A 16579-nucleotide genomic window follows, 5' to 3' on the forward strand; every position below is an offset into this window, starting at 1 on the left:
GAAACTAAATCCGCGGTATCCGCCTAAAAAGCGTTCTCCTCAAACCCAGCTGATAAAATAATCAGGTTGTGTTCAATTAAATCTTTATAGAACTAAGGAGATACTCCAAATGAAAAAACCAATTAAGGTCGCCGTCACAGGAGCTGCGGGCCAGATCGGATATTCGCTGCTCTTCCGTATTTGCTCAGGCGACATGCTCGGAAAGGATCAGCCTATCGATCTTATGCTGCTCGAACGCAACAACGAAGCTTCCATGGCCGCCTCCCGCGGAGTCATCATGGAATTGGACGACTGTGCTTTCCCGCTCCTTAACAGCGTCAGCTCCTCCTGCTGCGCTAAAGAGTGCTTCGCCGGTGCTCAGATCGCATTGCTCGTCGGCGCCCGTCCTCGTTCCGCCGACATGCAGCGCTCCGATCTGCTTGCCGCCAACGCTCAGATTTTCGTTGAACAGGGCCGCGCCATGAACGAAGTCGCTGACCCCAACATTAAGGTTCTCGTCGTCGGCAACCCCTGCAACACCAACGCTTATATTGCCCGCCGCTGCGCTCCGAATCTGAATCCGCGCAACTTCACAGCAATGATGCGCTTGGACCAGAACCGCACTTTCTCTCAAATTGCACACAAGCTGGACTGCAAAGTCACCGATATTGAAAAGCTTCCTGTATGGGGCAATCACGGCGGCACAATGTTCCCTGACCTTACCAACGCCACGGTTCGCGGCGAAGCGGTCATGAACCTCATCGACCAGACTTGGTACACAGAAGATTTAATCCCGACTGTCGCTTCCCGCGGAAGCGCAATTATTAAAGCACGCGGCCACTCTTCCGCCGCTTCTGCCGCGAACGCAGCGATCGACCATGTCCGTGACTGGGTCAACGGCTCCAACGGCCGCTGGGTCACAATGGCTGTTCCTTCTGACGGCTCTTACGGCGTTCCTGAAGGTCTCACCTTCGGCTTCCCGGTCGTCTGCAAAGACGGTGACTATGAAATCGTTAAAGGTCTTGAACTTTCCGACTTCCAGAAAGAAAGAATCGCTAAGAATGTCAAAGCACTGACCGAAGAAAGAGAAATCGTCGATCAGATCATTGCACAGGCCTAACCGACTCTGATATCGGGCCGCGAAAGCGGCCCTTTCCTTTTATGCAGACCGTAATCTTTGATACCAATCTCCTGCTTGATTTCTTTGTTTTCCGCGATAAAACAACCGCTCCGCTTTGGGAGGCTGCTTGCGCGGGACAATTCCGAACCGTCACAACACAGGAGGCGATTGATGAATTCAAAGATATACTGACCAGACCGGCTTTTAATCTGACGCAAAAGGCTCAGGAAGAAGCGCTTAAAGACTTTTTATCCGTCGCAGAAAACGTGGCAGTCACAACTGAAGCACAAGCACGGTGCAGAGACCCTTTGGATCAGAAATTCATCGATCTCGCAGTGAGTGAGGCGCCTGCCGTTCTCATCACCAAAGATAAATTGGTGCTTCGCTGCGCGAAAAGAATAAAAAAGACCGGCTCAGTGATTTGCTCACCAAGCACGGCCTTACTGAATCCCGATCTCGTTAAAACGCCGCAGCCGTCTCCGCTTTCTGATTCAGTTCAGCGTTAAACGCCTCAATCATCTCCACACACGTCTTGTAGTTGGCATTCAGTTCAAGCCCGTCACGGCTCGGGAATTTGCCGCGCGGAAGAATTCTGGCCAAACGCTCATCAAAGAGTTTTGTGCGAATCCAGCGCTGGTTGGCGAGAACCTGCTGAACTCCGTCCGGATCGTTGCAGATCAGGATCATGTCACATCCGGCAGCAAACGCCGCGTCACTGCGGGCGGTAATCTCACCGATCTCCGCCGCGCCCTTCATGCTCAGGTCGTCACTGAAAATCAAACCTGTGAATCCAAGTCTTGTCCGAAGCTCTTCCTGAAGCCATTTCTTAGAAAAGCCTGCAGGAGCGGAATCGACCTGAGAATAGGCCACGTGCGCGGGCATCACTGATGTCAGGAGTACGCCCAGAGATTTATACGGAACTTCATCATTGCTGCGAATATCCGATAAGGATCTGTCATCCACCGGAAGCTCAACATGAGAATCCGCAGACGCATAGCCGTGTCCCGGGAAATGCTTGCCGCAGCAGGCCATTCCGGCCTGGGACATTCCGCCGATCAGCGCGGTCGCAAGAATGCTCACAACTCTCGGATTGCGATGGAATGAACGCGTGCCGATAACCACGCTCTGACCGTAGTCCAAGTCCAGACAGGGCGCAAAGGTGAAATCCACACCGCAGGCACGAAGTTCAGCAGCCATAACCAAACCGCAGGCTGCCGCCAGACTATGTGCGCGCTGCGGCTCTTTATCATAAAGCTGACCAAGTGAATTCATCGAAGGAATGCGGGTAAAACCCTCACGGAATCTCTGAATTCTGCCGCCTTCATGGTCCACGCCGATAATCAGCGGGGGATTGCGCAGCGCGTGAATGTCATGCGTCAGATTGTGCAGCTGATCGATATTCTCGAAATTGCGTGTGAACAAAATCACCATGCCGACCATCGGATGCTGAAGAAGCTTGATTTCTTCATCCGTCAGTTCCGTTCCGGCAATATCAACCACCAAGGGTCCAAGCGGACGATCTACTTTTTCCATTAATCTTTCCTTTCGCAAATCACTACGGCGATCGCCGTAGTTTCACAATCGCTCAGCGAGATGTGAAACCGCATCGCGCGGCTTTCTATTTCCTCGGCAAGCGCGCCTCCAAACTTCAGGTACGGCGCCCCGAGCTCATTGTTCAGCACACTGATATCGCCAAAATTGACGCTTCCTCTGAAACCGGTGCCCATCGCCTTTGAAAACGCTTCCTTCGCCGCCCAGCGGGAGGCTAGGTAGCGCAGACCTCGGACACGCGATAGCGAATTTCTATGATCATATACAACCCGCTCGTCTTCAGACAACACCGTACGGGCAAAATTAGGCTGTCTTGTGCAGGCTTTCTCTATTCGGGCGATTTCTACGATATCGCAGCCCAAGCCGCCGATCATTTGTCCTCTCCGCTGCCGCTGTACTTACCCCAGCGATTATCCTCCGGAAAACTCGGAAGACTCATCACGCCGAATGAAACCGCGGTGAGCGCGCCTAACGGCGCCCAAATAAACCAGTTGTAGCTCTGCATCATCGCGAATTCCGCCAGGCAGTAAAAGATCAGAATCTGCGGCATCCATGCCCACAGCGCGGATTTGTTGGCGTCGTGAAGACGACGCACCGAAATCGCTGCGGACGGTACCGCAATGTAAAGCCAGCCGCAGATCAGAAGTCCGAGAAATACTAAAACCGTATCTGTGGCGGTATCGCTGATCCACATCAGGACGGCTAAATAAAGTACGGTAAAAATCCAAAAGCGATAAAAACGAGCTCTGCCCGTGCGCCCTCCGAAATCGGTATAGCCGATCGTCATATCAAGATAAAGATCTCGAATCACAGGCGGCATTTTGTCGACGTAGGAAGCCAGTTCAAAAGGATTTTTTCCGGGTGTCGGATTTTTCATAACTGCTAAATCTTTTTAAGTTCATTAAGGATCCGCCGGGTGTTCAGCGGAATTTCCTCGAGATAATAACCGATAAGGTCACGGGTTAACATTCGGGCTTCCCTCTCCTGCTCTCCGGGCTGCAGAGTTCTGGAAATCAGCGCGCGCAGCGTATCGGAAGAGACTCCGGCGTTTTCCAAAGCGGTGTTGTCCGAAGCGATCAGGTCCCCCACCACAAAGCGGTATCTCGATGCCGGAAAGGGACCCTCAGGCAGGCCGTAACCAAGTGCGTTCAGAAAATCAAGCTCAAAGTAGCGCAGCGTCACAAGCGGCTCTTCGCCCGAAGCGAGTTTCTTCAGTGTCTCGTAGTAGGATTTAAACAGCGCCTGCTCCGGAACTCCTCTGGGCAAAAGCCGCACCAGAAGCTCATTGATATAAAACGCCGACATCAGAAACTTTTCTCCGAGGGGAATCGTGCCGTACCATTCCGCACGAATCAGATTCTTAATCTCGCCTTTGCCGGAGTAAGAAATCGCAAGCGGACAAAAGGGATTTAACAAACCCCTGTATTGGGACATCGGGCGCTTTGCGCCTCTTGCAACAAGCGACATGCGGCCGAAATCGCGCGTAAAAAACTCCACGATCAGACTGGTCTCCTTCCAGGGATACGTGTGCAGCACAAAAGCGGGCTGCCCGTTGACGCGGAAGTCCGAACGAGCTTTTTCTGCCATTTAAAAATAATGTCCTTTCATCAGTGGTCCGACTATTTTAGCGGCTGCAGTCGGCACGGCTCAAATCGAAAACACTCTGTTACGCACATCCCCGACTCGCCTCTGTCAACGACTCTCACGGGAAAAGAAACATTTACTCACGGACTTTTTAAGGGAAACCACTAATTCATCAGATATATTACATATAAATACCTGTGATTAAGTATTTTTACTAATCGTAAATACGTTATTCAGCTTTTTAGGAGCGGAACAATGAAAAAACCTTTTTACAAGGTCCTTTATGTGCAGGTGCTTGCTGCTATCGCTCTCGGCGTCCTGCTGGGATTCTTTTGGCCGGACCTCGGCGCGAAGATGAAGCCGCTTGGAGACGGCTTCATCAAGCTAATTAAAATGCTCATCGCTCCGGTCATTTTCTGCACTGTCGTCACCGGCATCGCCGGTATGGAAAACATGAAGAAAGTCGGCAAGGTCGGAGGCTTAGCTCTTCTCTACTTCGAGGCGGTGACGACGCTCGCACTGATCATCGGTCTTCTCATGGTGAATCTCTTTCAGCCGGGAAGCGGCATGCATGTGGACCCGTCCACACTCGACATGAGTTCGGTATCAATGTACGCGGCCTCAGAAAAGCCGCAGTCAACACTTGATTTCATATTTCACATTATTCCGTCTACCATTGTCGGCGCCTTTGCCGAAGGAGAAATCCTCCAGGTTTTATTCTTCTCGGTCATCTTCGGGTTCGCTCTGCAGCATCTGGGCGGCGTTAACCATCCGGTCTACAGTCTGATTAAGAAAGGATCCGACATCCTTTTCACCATGATCGGATGGATCATGAAAGTCGCTCCGATCGGTGCATTCGGCGCTATGGCGTTTACCATCGGCAAATATGGTATTCATACACTGATCCCGCTCAGTAAACTGATGTTGGTTTTTTACGCCACCTGTCTGTTTTTTATTATCTTTATTCTCGGCGCGATCTGTCGAAGCTGTGGGTTTTCTCTTTTTAAATATCTTGCCTACATTAAAGAGGAACTTTTAATTGTGCTCGGCACGTCTTCATCCGAGGCGGTTCTTCCGCAAATGATGAAGAAAATGGAACAAGCTGGCGTCAGTAAATCCGTAAGCGGCCTTGTCATTCCGACCGGTTACTCGTTCAACCTTGACGGTACAGCGATCTATCTGACAATTGCCGCAGTCTTTATCGCACAGGCCTGCGATATTCAAATGACGCTCAGCCAGCAGATCACGCTGCTTCTGGTGCTCCTTCTGACAAGTAAAGGAGCAGCCGGTGTCTCGGGTTCCGGCTTCATCGTACTTGCAGCAACATTGAGCGCAGTCGGTGATGTCCCAGTCGCCGGACTTGCGCTTATCCTCGGCGTAGATCGTTTCATGAGCGAAGCACGTTCCATCACCAACATGATCGGAAACGGCATCGCCTGTGTCGTCGTCGGCCGCTGCGTAGGTGAGCTGGATAAAGCGCGGCTCACCAAGATGCTTACCGCCAAACGCGACATCATCGCGGATCTGGAAGCCGACCTCGGGAAAGTCGAAGAGAAATTAGGGGGCGAGCTCACTTCCGCTGTTAACGAAACAGCCCTGCTGCCCGCAAAAGGCCTGAACGATTAGAGTCGGTATTCGGAAATTTTCCCTTCACACGGGTATCCTGCGCTAATCCACAGAATACCCGAAGTCACGCCCATCACCATGGCGTAAACCGTGCAGTAGCGCTCTCCGCTCTGGCGAGGATCTTCGTGATAACAAACGGATTCCGGATAAAGTTCATGATCGCTCAGCAGTCGGAAAAGTCCTTTCATGCCGATCGGTCCCTTCATCTTGGAGAGCTGTCTCTGCACCCCGTTCAGCCGCGTATAGGTTGAGGAAATAAAACTCTTGGCAACGTCTTTAGGCGCAATCAGAGCGGACAGATAATGATTGGTGTGAACGAGCGCCTCGCCTTTACTCATGATCACATCAAATGCGTCCGGAGAAAATTCAACCTGCATCTCATAATTGCTGCGCGAAGCGATATTAAAGACTCCGGAACCAGCCCTAGGAACAGCCGAAACCGCCTTTAGAGCTTCTGTCGGCAGGCTTGAATTCAGAATATTGCGCATCATCAGATGCAGCGGCATGCCGATTTTGCCTTTGCCGACGGAAGCGGCATTGAGACAGACGCCAAGACCCTCGGAATTCAGCCCCTTGCCTCCGACCAAACCGGCCTCGCAGACCATCAGAATCTCAGGGCGGCCTTCCTGCTCCACTTTCAGAATCACGGAGTTGGATCTTGCCTTTGCAAGCCAGTCCCAGGTTTGCCCCATGAACACATTGCCGCCTTCACCTAATTCAGCCGGAACCATAATGCAGGTACATGCGTCCGAGTTTGCAAACAAAACTTCGCTTCGGCAATTCAGCGTGAGAATGTCTTCAAAAGATTTTCCGCTTCCCTGCGCGATTCCCTTCATTTCCTCAATGGACTCAGGACTGTACTTTTGAATGACCGGTAAAAATTTTGCCGCCAGCGACTTCGCTTTCTCCCAGTCAATTCCTGCGGATGACTGAAAGACCGATGCATAAAACTTAATGTTTCTGTCTATCTGCTCAGCGGCACTTTGACCGTACGTGACGCCCCTCTGCAGCGCGGAACCTTTCAATTCGATAAAAGGATAGAAGGGCTGCTTTTCAATTTCAGGCGAATGAATGTTAGGGACCGACAGCTCCGAGGCGACTTTCGCCTGCGCAGCAAAACCACAGAAAGCGCTGCTGACAAGCGCGGCGATAAATTTTCTTCGGATGATCATTTGTTCAAGTATTTGTAAGTTCGATCTTGGAATTATGACCGTTTATTGCCCGAAATACCCGCCCGTCCGTAAATATTTTTAGCATACAAAAAAAATCGGGACTCGACGTCCCGATTTATTTTGTTTGCAAGACTTTTACTTAGTCAGAAGTCTTGTCAGTTTGGTGATGCAGTCACGGCGCCAGAAGAGATGATTCTTGCGCACAGGCTCTCCGCCGAGGCTTTCGCAGTAAAGGTCCAAAGCTTTTTCAAGCGATTTCTTTGCTTCCGGGCCTTCAACTCCGAGAAGCTTGTTGATACGGTTGACCGCAATGACAGTCTTGTCATTGCTCTTGGTACCCGAGCCGTATGCAATCCATCTTGCAGGGATGAAATGCATCGCATCGTCCCAAATATACACAGCGAAATACTCGCCTCTCTTGACAATGTCCAGACGATCCTTCTTGCTGAGTTTTTCAAATGCGCGAATGTTCTTAACCAGAGCTTTGCGGCTGTCTGCGAGGTTCTTCTGATAACGGACGTTCTCACGTTCGAGAGTGTATTGCTTATTCAATTTACGCCTCCGTATCTGACGATATATCTGTAATCCGTGCATCCTAACGAACTTACACGATAATAAGTAATTACCCTGACCTTTTTGAGCACCTTTCCCGTTTTTCAGGCATAAGAAAAACCTCCGAACCCAATCTTGAGTCGGAGGCTTAATGTCCTAAAAAGCTTACAGATTACTGACCATAGCCGAGGGACTTGAGAACACCGGCATCGTCGCCCCAGCCCTTGCGAACTCGAACCCAGACTTCCAGATAAACTTTCTTGCCAAGCATTTCTTCAATATCTTCGCGCGCCAGTCTGGAAATTTCACGAAGTTTCGCGCCTTTTTCGCCGATCACGATGCCTTTATGGCTTTCGCGGTTAACGATCAGTGTCGCAAAGATTCGCGCAAGCTTGTCGGTTTCTTCCCACTTATCGATCATGACGGCGACACCGTACGGCAGCTCATCGCCCAAGAGGCGGAAAGCCTTCTCACGAATAATTTCCGCAGCCAGGAAGCGCGGAGATTTATCCGTATAAATGTCGTCTTCAAACAGTTTGTCGCCTTCCGGAAGGAACTTTCTGATCACTTCAAGAAGTACCTTGAGCTGACGACCCTTCTCTGCGCTCACAGGGACGACTTCGGCAAACGGGAACTTCTGCATCGACTCGGTAATGAGAGGAAGCATCGCCTCGCTTTCCTTAACTTCATCGGTCTTGTTGATCGCAAGAATGACATTCTTTGCTTCTTTTGAAAGAAGCGAGAGAACCGTCAGGTCTTCGGGACGCCAGCCGGTCGCTTCAATGACGAGAACCACCGCATCAACGTCCGCAAGGCTCGATTTAACTGACTGATTCATTCTGGACAAAAGTTCAGAAGAATGTTTCGTTTGGAAACCCGGTGTGTCCACAAAGATATACTGGGTGTCGTCGGTGGTTAATACACCCATGATGCGGTCTCGTGTGGTCTGTGGCTTCTTGCTCGTGATGCTGACCTTCTCGCCGACAAGTGCGTTGATCAGTGTGCTCTTGCCGACGTTCGGACGGCCGATCACGGCAACATATCCGCTGCGGAATTCTTTAGTTTCTTCTGTAACTGTGTTTTCTGTCATAACTTAGCCTTTCAATTTCTTAACGGCTTCGCTGTCCAGAGCTTTCTGCGCGGCTTCCTGTTCCGCCTGTCTGCGGGAACGGCCGACGCCTTGAAGGTTAATGTCCAGTTTCGGAACGCTCACGCTCACCAGGAACTCCTGATCGTGCGGCAGTCCGCGAACCTCCAGTACTTCATACACCGGCAGACCGTAATGATGGCCCTGCAGTACTTCCTGCAGGCGGGTCTTCGGGTCTTTGCCCAGCGTATCCGGCGTCAGCTTGCTCAGCATCGGCTCATATAAGCGAATGATGACAGTTTGCGCCGATTCGAAGCCGGAGTCGGTGAAAACCGCCCCAAATATGGCTTCTACTGCATCCGCAATAGTTGACGGACGACGATTTCCTCCAGTATGCAGCTCACCCTCGCCAACGCGAAGGAATTCGGAAATACCGATGCGTTCTGCGATTTCCGCAAGGGCGGACTGTTTGACAAGGTTGCTGCGAACGCGTGAAAGAGAACCCTCGTCAAAATGCTTGTCCTTCAAAAATAAGGCGTTGCCGATGACGCAGTTCAGCACGGAGTCTCCGAGAAACTCCAAACGCTCGTTGTTTTCCGAAGAAAAAGAGCGGTGTGTCATCGCGCGCTTCAAAAGCGATTCGTTTTTGAACTTATAACCGATTCTATTTTCAAGTTCACTGAGAGGCAGCATATTTGCTCCTAGTCAAAGAAACCGATGCGGCTCGGCTTCGAAAGATTCATCCAAATCATATTGGCCCGTCCGACTAAATTTTTCTCCGGCACAAAACCCCAGTAGCGGCTGTCTTCGGAGTTGTCGCGGTTATCACCAAGGACGAAATATGTGTCCTTGGGCACGGTGCAGATCAATCCGCCTCTCACGTAATCACAAGCGTCGGGGTTGTTGTGAATCGGAAGCGGATAAGCGCCGGCAGGGGCCGCGCGATTGTTGAGAATACGGTGATCCTTCTTACCGAGCTGCTCGACAAACTGATCAAGCTCCTGCATCTTGGCTTCATCGTAATACTTACCGTCAGCGGTGACGGGCACAGGCTTCCCATTAATGGTCAGCCGCTTGTTGATGTATTCAATCTTGTCGCCAGGCAAACCGACAACACGCTTGATGTAGTCAATTTTTTCATCCGCGGGATAACGGAAGACAATCACATCGCCTCTTTCAGGCTCACCGATCGAAACAATCTTGGTGTTCAGCACCGGCAGACGCAGACCGTAGTTATATTTGTTCACTAAAATCATGTCGCCGCTTTCAAGCGTCGGCATCATAGATCCGCTCGGGATTCTGAAAGGCTCAAAAATGAATGAGCGCAGAATGAAAATAAAGAAAATTACCGGAAAGAAACCGGCAGTATATTCAAGCCACTTGGGACGCTCATTCATGCGCGTGACCATCGCAGAGCGAGCTGCCACCACGGACTGTACGCCTCTGCGCAGCGCATCTTCGTTGCTTCTGTCGAACTGCTGCAGTTCATCAGACATGACTTTGACGCGTTTAGGTTTCCAGACAAATACATCAAGAACCCACAGCACGCCTGTAAAAACGGTCAGGAGGAAAAGAATGAGAGAAAAAGTCATAGTGATGCTCCTCGATGAGGGTTATTTGTCGTCTTGCTGAAGAATTGCAAGGAAGGCTTCCTGCGGAATCTCGACGGTACCGACCTGCTTCATGCGTTTCTTACCAGCTTTCTGTTTTTCCAGCAGTTTGCGTTTACGCGTAATGTCACCGCCGTAACACTTGGCAAGCACGTTCTTACGAAGCGCTTTCACGTTTTCACGCGCGATAATGTTTGCGCCGATGGCCGCTTGAATGGCGACGTCATACATCTGTCTCGGAATAATGCCGCGCATCTTGGAAACAATTTCACGGCCGCGGGAAACCGAGTTGGCTCGGTGCACAATGCTTGAGAGCGCGTCCACCTTATCACCGTTAATCATGATATCGATCTTGACGACATCAGAGGCTCTGTACTCTTTGAACTCGTAATCCATAGAAGCATAGCCGCGGGTCAGTGACTTAAGCTTGTCGAAGAAGTCCAAAACGATTTCCGCGAGCGGAAGGTCATAATGCAGATGCACTTGTCTGCCGTGATAGGCGAGGTTCGTCTGAATACCGCGCTTCTGGTTGCAGAGCGTCATGACCGCGCCGACATACTCGTCCGGCACAAAAATAGTCACTGAATCGATAGGTTCGCGGATTTCCGCGATCTTATCCACCGGCGGCAACTTTGAAGGATTCTCAACATGGATAACATCGCCGTTGCGCAGCAGTACTTCGTAGACCACGCTCGGCGCGGTCGTAATCAAATCCATGTTGTATTCGCGCTCGAGACGCTCCTGCACAATATCCATGTGCAGCAGCCCGAGAAAGCCCGCTCTGAAACCGAAACCGAGCGCCTGAGAAACTTCCGGTTCAAAGTGCAGAGCCGCGTCGTTAAGCTGCAGCTTCGTGAGCGCATCGCGAAGCGCTTCGTACTGGTTTGATTCCACCGGGTAAAGGCCCGCAAACACCTGACTCTTAACTTCCTTAAAGCCGGGAAGCGGCTCCGAAGCCGGATTCTGAGCGCTTGTGACCGTATCACCGACTCGGGCGTCTTTCAATTCTTTGATTCCGGAAATCACAAAGCCCACCTGCCCTGCGCTGAGCTCGGTCTTCGTCTGAGATTTCGGTGTAAAGATGCCGACCTGTTCAACCAAATGGTTTGCACCGGTCGCCATCAGACGGATCTTATCTTTCGGATGAAGTGTTCCGTTCACAACACGCACCAGCATCACAACGCCGACATAGTTATCGAACCAGGAGTCGATAATTAGCGCCTGCAGCGGCGCTTTCGGGTCGCCCTTAGGCGCAGGGACACGCTCCACAATGCGTTCAAGAATTTCATCGATGCCAAGACCGGTCTTGGCAGAGGCTTCAACCGCGTCCGTCGCGTCAATTCCGATGACTTCTTCGATTTCTTCACGGGCTTCATCAGGATTTGCGCTCTGAAGATCCATCTTATTGAGAATCGGAAGCACTTCGACGCCGAGCTCAATGGCGGTATAGCAGTTGGCAACTGTCTGAGCTTCCACACCCTGCGTGGCGTCCACAACAAGCAACGCACCTTCGCAGGCTGAAAGCGAACGGCTGACTTCGTAGCTGAAGTCAACGTGTCCCGGGGTATCAATAAGATTTAATAAGTACGTTTGGCCGTCTTTAGCCTTGTAATTGAGAGAGGCGGTCTGAGCCTTAATAGTAATGCCGCGCTCTTTTTCCAGATCCATGGAGTCCAGGACCTGAGATTCCATCTCTCGCTCGGAAAGACCGCCGCAGCGCTGAATCAAGCGATCAGCGAGCGTGGATTTGCCGTGGTCGATATGAGCGATAATAGAAAAGTTTCTGATCTGCTTCATACATTCCTAAATGGATGTTTGCTTGTCCGCATCCATCAGAATTGTTTCGAATGGATGCGGACAAGGCGGTTCAAAAAAACATAAAGGGGGCGCTTGCGCGACCCCTGCTGCTGTTCAGTCGGATTGAGATCAAACCTGACCGAAAACAAGAGAACCGTTGGTTCCGCCGAAACCGAACGAGTTCTTCATCGCGTAGCGTATTCGCATTTTGCGCGCTTCGTTCGCACAATAATCCAAATCACACTCCGGATCTTGTTGAAAAATGTTAATGGTCGGCGGTGAAACTTGGTTTTTCAGAGCCAGAACGGTAAACACGGACTCGATACCGCCGGCGCCTCCGAGAAGGTGACCCGTCATAGACTTCGTGGAATTAACCACCAAATCCTTGGCCGCGTCGCCAAAAGCGAGCTTAATCGCCTTGGTCTCATTGATATCGCCAACGTGCGTACTGGTTCCGTGCGCGTTCAGGTACTGAACATCGGAAGCGTTGATTCCCGCCTGTCTGAGGGCAGCCTGCATACAGCGCATCGGACCTTCCGCACTCGGCGTCGTGATGTGATGCGCGTCTGCAGAAAGACCGTAGCCAACCACTTCGGCGTAGATCTTCGCTCCGCGTTTTTTCGCGTGCTCGTACTCTTCAAGCACCAGCACACCGGCGCCCTCGCCCAAGACAAATCCGTCTCGGTCCTTGTCAAAGGGACGGGACGCGGTCTGCGGATCGTCATTGCGGCGGGAAAGCGCGTGCATGGAGTCAAAGCCTCCGAGACCGAGCGGGCAGACACCGGCTTCAGCGCCGCCGGCGACCATCACATCCGCGTCACCGCGGCGGATGAGCCAGACGGACTCGCCGATACTGTGCAGACCGGTCGTGCAGGCCGTCGAATAGGCAAGACTCGGTCCCTTGAGATTGCGCATAATGGAAACCTGACCGGCAACCATATTGGCGATACTGCCCGGAATCAGGAACGGCGAAATTCGACGAGGTCCTTTTTCCAGATAGGAACCGTTGTTGACGCAGATTGTTTCCAATCCGCCGATTCCGCTGCCGACAGCGCAGCCCGCTCTCACCGCGGTTTCTTCATCAATCTGAAGTCCGCTGTCATCCAGAGCCTGAAGAGAAGCCGCCACTCCGTACTGAATAAAGCGGTCAAAACGACGCGCTTCTTTCGCCGGAAGATACTTCTCCACTTCAAAATTCTTGACTTCACCGGCGATGCGGGAGCCGAAAGCGGACGCATCAAAGTGCGTCACCGCAACGATGCCGGATTTACCCGCCAGCGCATTCTCCCAACTCTCCTCTACCGTGTTGCCAATCGGGCTGATCATGCCCAAGCCGGTAATGACTACTCGACGCATTAATTGCTCCGTTAATGCTTAAAAATTAGGCCTTCTGATTGGCTTTGATGAAGTCGATAGCCTGCTGAACAGTCTGAATCTTTTCCTGCTGATCGTCAGGGATTTCAATGCCAAAAGCGTCTTCAAGAGCCATAACGAGCTCAACTGTGTCCAGAGAGTCGGCACCCAGATCGCCAATGAAGGAGCTTTCATTCTTGATGTCTGCTTCGTTGATGCTGAGCTGTTCGGCAACTACTTTCTTAACTTGCTGTTCGATATTGTCCATTTGTAACCTCTTAAAAAAATATGTACTGCATAATTAGGCTAATCTCGAATTATATCCGAGCCGCCGATGTTTAAACTAGCCAAAAAAGGCGGATTTACATTCTCATACCGCCGTTGACCTCGATCACCTGTCCGGTGATGTAGTCTGCGGCAACGGACGCAAGGAAGACGACAGCGTCTGCGATATCCTCCGGCTTGCCTAAGCGAGCCATCGGGATCTGCGCTAAAAGCGCGGCTTTCTGAGCTTCGCTGAGCGCGTCGGTCATATCGGTCGCAATAAATCCGGGCGCGACACAGTTGACCGTAACACCTCTCGCACCGATCTCGCGCGCGATCGATTTGCTCATCGCGATTGTGCCCGCTTTGGCCGCTGCGTAGTTAGCCTGGCCCGCGTTGCCCATCATGCCGACGATGGAGGCGATGCTGATAATTCTGCCGTGACGCGCCTTCATCATGCCGCGAAGGCATGCGCGGGCAAGACGGAATCCGCCTGTCAGATTGGTTTCAATCACTTCATCCCACTGTTCGTCCTTCATGCGCATCGAAAGCGTATCGCGTGTGATGCCGGCGTTGTTCACCAAAACCGTGACCGCGCCGAATTCGGCTTCAATCGCTTTCATAAAGGCGTCGCTCGCTTCGCGGTCGGCCACGTTAAGCACACGGCCGAATCCCTTTGCGCCCTGAGCTCTTTCTGTGATTTTGGCTGCGCCGGCTTCGCTTGTCGCCGTGCCGATTACGGTGGCGCCCGCTTTGAGGCACGCGTCAAAAATCGCGGCACCGATACCGCGGGAAGCGCCTGTCACCAAAACAATTTCGCCTTTAAGCGCTTCAGCGCTGAATACATTATTTGTGGTCAATCTTCTTACTCCTGATTATTAGAAGCCGCTTCTTCAAGCGCTTCTTTGCTGTTCAATGCTTTTGCCGCGATACCCTTGGTAATTCTCTTGGTCATACCGGTAAGCGCAGCGCCGGGGCCGACTTCATAGAGTTCGGTACAGCCCATCTTTTCCATTTCGCGGACGGTATCGGCCCAAAGAACAGCCGAAGAAACCTGAGCGGAGAGCGCGCCGCGAATATCGTCGGCTTCGCTTCTGAGACGGACGTCCACATTGTGCAGAACCGGAATTTCAGGCGAGCGCAGTTCAACTGTGCGCAGGCGCTCTTCCATCGCAATCTCGGCGGGCTTCATCAGTGAAGAATGGAAGGGGCCGGAAACATTAAGACGGATCGCGCGTTTTGCACCCGCTTCAAGACTTTTGCTCATTGCGGCTTCCACTGCGGCAACGGTGCCGGCAATCACGACCTGTCCCGGTGTATTAAAGTTCACCGCATCGACGACGCCGTTGGCGGCGCACTCAAGGCAGACGGATTTAACTTTGTCGTCATCGAGACCAAGAATCGCGGCCATCGTGCCTTCACCGACGGGGACCGCCTCCTGCATTTTCTCGGCGCGGAAGCGCACGAGCTTAACGGCATCCTTAAATTCAAGCGCACCGGCAGCGACCAGCGCGGAGTATTCTCCGAGACTGTGGCCGGCCGCTACGTCGGGGCGTCGGCCGCCTTTGGAAAGATAGTAGCGATACATCGCGGTGCTTGCGGTGACCAATGCGGGCTGCGTATTGACAGTGAGGCTCAGCTCCTCAGACGGACCTTCGGCAATGAGTTTCGCTAAATCAAATCCAAGTACTTCATTCGCTTCTTCAAGCGTCTGCTGCACAATCGGTTCGTCCTTAAGGGTTGAAAGCATTCCGACGGACTGACTGCCCTGTCCCGGAAATACAAAAGCAATTTTCTTTTCTGACATTTGCGTTATAAGTTGTTTTATTAGAATTTAAGCAGTGCGGAAGCCCAGGTGAAGCCGCCCCCGACGCCCTGAAGCAGAACAATGTCGCCGCGTTTGAGCTGTCCGCTCTGACGGGCCTTATCGAGCGCAAGCGGAACACTTGCCGCCGACGTGTTTCCGTGCTTAGTGACGGAAACCACAAGATTGCTCTCAGGAATATTTAACTTGCCGCGAACCATATTCATGATGCGAAGATTTGCCTGATGCGGAATGTAGACATCGACATCACCGGGCGCGAGATTTGCCGCCGCAAGCACATTCAGCGCGCTTTCCATCATTTTTTCCACCGCGGCCTTAAATACGAGGCGCCCTTCCATACGAATATAGGGGTCTCCGACAATCTTGCCGTTGTCAATATGGCTGTCGGCAGCGAGCACGTGCACACCGCGCGTGCCGTCGGCTTTAAGTTCTGTTGCGAGAATTCCGGGTTCGCTGCTCTTTTCGAGCACCGCAGCGCCCGCTCCGTCACCGAAGAGAACGCAGGTTGTACGATCATCCCAATCCAAAACGCGCGAAAGGCTTTCTGAACCGATCACCAAGACGCGCTCGGCGGATCCTGCGCGGATCATTGAATCGGCGATTGAGAGCGCGTAAACAAATCCGGAGCAAACCGCCTGAATATCAAAAGCGCCGGCGCTGCTGGCCTGAAGGAGCGCCTGCACCTGACACGCCGTGCTCGGGAAAACGGAGTCAGGCGTCGTCGTCGCGACGATAATCAGATCAATCTCGTCAGGTGTAAAGCCGCCGTTTTCCAAGGCACGCTTTGCGGCCTCAAAGGCCATAGCGGTCGTGGAGCCCGCGCCTTCGGCAAAATATCTCTGCTCAATACCGGTGCGGGTACGAATCCACTCGTCACTGGTTTCTACGCCTCTTTCGGCAAGCTTGGCCGCAAGTTCATCATTGCTGACGATCTTCTCCGGCAGGAAACTTCCTGTAGAAGCGATTCGGGAATAAATTTTTTCAGACACGAATTTCGTTTCCATTACAAACAGATAAACGAGAGATTACTTTATTCTGGGGTTCTGTGCGAACCGCTTT

At 52.0% G+C, this 16579-nt stretch carries 18 protein-coding genes; 3 read left to right on the forward strand and 15 right to left on the reverse strand.

Annotated features, from left to right (window positions below; all coding sequences use genetic code 11):
• The first annotated feature begins 109 nt into the window (after positions 1 to 109).
• Entirely contained in the window at positions 110 to 1099 is a 990-nt protein-coding gene (locus tag NFR90_RS03665; RefSeq protein WP_160334307.1) for a malate dehydrogenase, read from the forward strand.
• 41 nt (positions 1100 to 1140) lie between these two features.
• The gene (locus tag NFR90_RS03670) at positions 1141 to 1605 is read left to right on the forward strand and encodes a putative toxin-antitoxin system toxin component, PIN family (RefSeq protein ID WP_251450805.1); all 465 of its coding nucleotides are present in this window, start codon (positions 1141 to 1143) and stop codon (positions 1603 to 1605) included.
• On the opposite strand, the gene nagZ is transcribed toward NFR90_RS03670, so the two are convergent.
• From nagZ to recO, 4 genes are read right to left on the reverse strand one after another with little or no spacing between them, the layout of a single operon-like run.
• Positions 1559 to 2632: a beta-N-acetylhexosaminidase gene (gene nagZ, locus NFR90_RS03675; protein WP_251450807.1), complete on the reverse strand. Its 1074-nt coding sequence runs from the start codon at positions 2630 to 2632 to the stop codon at positions 1559 to 1561. The genes NFR90_RS03670 and nagZ overlap by 47 nt on opposite strands.
• The gene (acpS, locus tag NFR90_RS03680) at positions 2632 to 3024 is read right to left on the reverse strand and encodes a holo-ACP synthase (protein ID WP_251450809.1); all 393 of its coding nucleotides are present in this window, start codon (positions 3022 to 3024) and stop codon (positions 2632 to 2634) included. Before acpS ends, nagZ begins: the two co-directional genes overlap by 1 nt.
• Positions 3021 to 3527 (reverse strand): DUF805 domain-containing protein, encoded by a 507-nt coding sequence (locus tag NFR90_RS03685; RefSeq protein WP_160334311.1) that lies wholly within the window; start codon positions 3525 to 3527, stop codon positions 3021 to 3023. The genes acpS and NFR90_RS03685 overlap by 4 nt, the downstream gene beginning before the upstream one ends.
• A gap of 5 nt (positions 3528 to 3532) precedes the next feature.
• Complete coding sequence (gene recO, locus NFR90_RS03690; protein ID WP_251450811.1) at positions 3533 to 4237, reverse strand: DNA repair protein RecO; 705 nt, start codon at positions 4235 to 4237, stop codon at positions 3533 to 3535.
• Between the two features lie 252 nt (positions 4238 to 4489).
• Here recO and NFR90_RS03695 point away from each other — a divergent pair, with 252 nt between their 5' ends.
• Positions 4490 to 5860, forward strand: coding sequence for a dicarboxylate/amino acid:cation symporter (locus NFR90_RS03695; RefSeq protein ID WP_251450813.1), 1371 nt, complete (start codon positions 4490 to 4492; stop codon positions 5858 to 5860).
• On the opposite strand, the gene NFR90_RS03700 is transcribed toward NFR90_RS03695, so the two are convergent.
• From NFR90_RS03700 to NFR90_RS03750, 11 genes are all read right to left on the reverse strand, one after another.
• A complete protein-coding gene (locus NFR90_RS03700; RefSeq protein WP_251450814.1) occupies positions 5857 to 7032 on the reverse strand; it encodes a C45 family autoproteolytic acyltransferase/hydrolase in 1176 nt (391 codons plus the stop codon). The genes NFR90_RS03695 and NFR90_RS03700 overlap by 4 nt on opposite strands.
• Positions 7033 to 7167: 135 nt before the next feature.
• Positions 7168 to 7584 (reverse strand): hypothetical protein, encoded by a 417-nt coding sequence (locus NFR90_RS03705; RefSeq protein WP_251450816.1) that lies wholly within the window; start codon positions 7582 to 7584, stop codon positions 7168 to 7170.
• Positions 7585 to 7756: 172 nt separating this feature from the next.
• Positions 7757 to 8674, reverse strand: a complete 918-nt coding sequence (gene era, locus NFR90_RS03710) for a GTPase Era (protein WP_251450818.1) — start codon at positions 8672 to 8674, stop codon at positions 7757 to 7759.
• Between the two features lie 3 nt (positions 8675 to 8677).
• Positions 8678 to 9364 carry a ribonuclease III gene (gene rnc / locus NFR90_RS03715; RefSeq protein ID WP_160334317.1) on the reverse strand — a complete coding sequence of 229 codons (687 nt, stop codon included), beginning with the start codon at positions 9362 to 9364 and terminating at the stop codon, positions 8678 to 8680.
• Between the two features lie 8 nt (positions 9365 to 9372).
• Positions 9373 to 10263: a signal peptidase I gene (gene lepB / locus NFR90_RS03720; protein ID WP_251450820.1), complete on the reverse strand. Its 891-nt coding sequence runs from the start codon at positions 10261 to 10263 to the stop codon at positions 9373 to 9375.
• A 21-nt stretch (positions 10264 to 10284) separates the two neighbouring features.
• Positions 10285 to 12078, reverse strand: coding sequence for a translation elongation factor 4 (gene lepA, locus NFR90_RS03725; protein ID WP_251450829.1), 1794 nt, complete (start codon positions 12076 to 12078; stop codon positions 10285 to 10287).
• 129 nt (positions 12079 to 12207) lie between these two features.
• Positions 12208 to 13434 (reverse strand): beta-ketoacyl-ACP synthase II, encoded by a 1227-nt coding sequence (gene fabF, locus NFR90_RS03730; RefSeq protein ID WP_251450831.1) that lies wholly within the window; start codon positions 13432 to 13434, stop codon positions 12208 to 12210.
• Between the two features lie 25 nt (positions 13435 to 13459).
• Positions 13460 to 13699: an acyl carrier protein gene (acpP, locus tag NFR90_RS03735; RefSeq protein ID WP_160334321.1), complete on the reverse strand. Its 240-nt coding sequence runs from the start codon at positions 13697 to 13699 to the stop codon at positions 13460 to 13462.
• 94 nt (positions 13700 to 13793) lie between these two features.
• Positions 13794 to 14555, reverse strand: coding sequence for a 3-oxoacyl-ACP reductase FabG (gene fabG, locus NFR90_RS03740; protein ID WP_251450833.1), 762 nt, complete (start codon positions 14553 to 14555; stop codon positions 13794 to 13796).
• Between the two features lie 5 nt (positions 14556 to 14560).
• Entirely contained in the window at positions 14561 to 15502 is a 942-nt protein-coding gene (gene fabD / locus NFR90_RS03745) for an ACP S-malonyltransferase (RefSeq protein WP_251450835.1), read from the reverse strand.
• Positions 15503 to 15522: 20 nt separating this feature from the next.
• Positions 15523 to 16509 (reverse strand): beta-ketoacyl-ACP synthase III, encoded by a 987-nt coding sequence (locus NFR90_RS03750; RefSeq protein WP_251450837.1) that lies wholly within the window; start codon positions 16507 to 16509, stop codon positions 15523 to 15525.
• Between the last annotated feature and the right edge of the window lie 70 nt (positions 16510 to 16579).

It is taken from the genome of Parasutterella muris, assembly GCF_943193095.1.
In the GTDB taxonomy this organism is placed as follows: Bacteria; Pseudomonadota; Gammaproteobacteria; order Burkholderiales; family Burkholderiaceae_F; genus Parasutterella; species Parasutterella muris.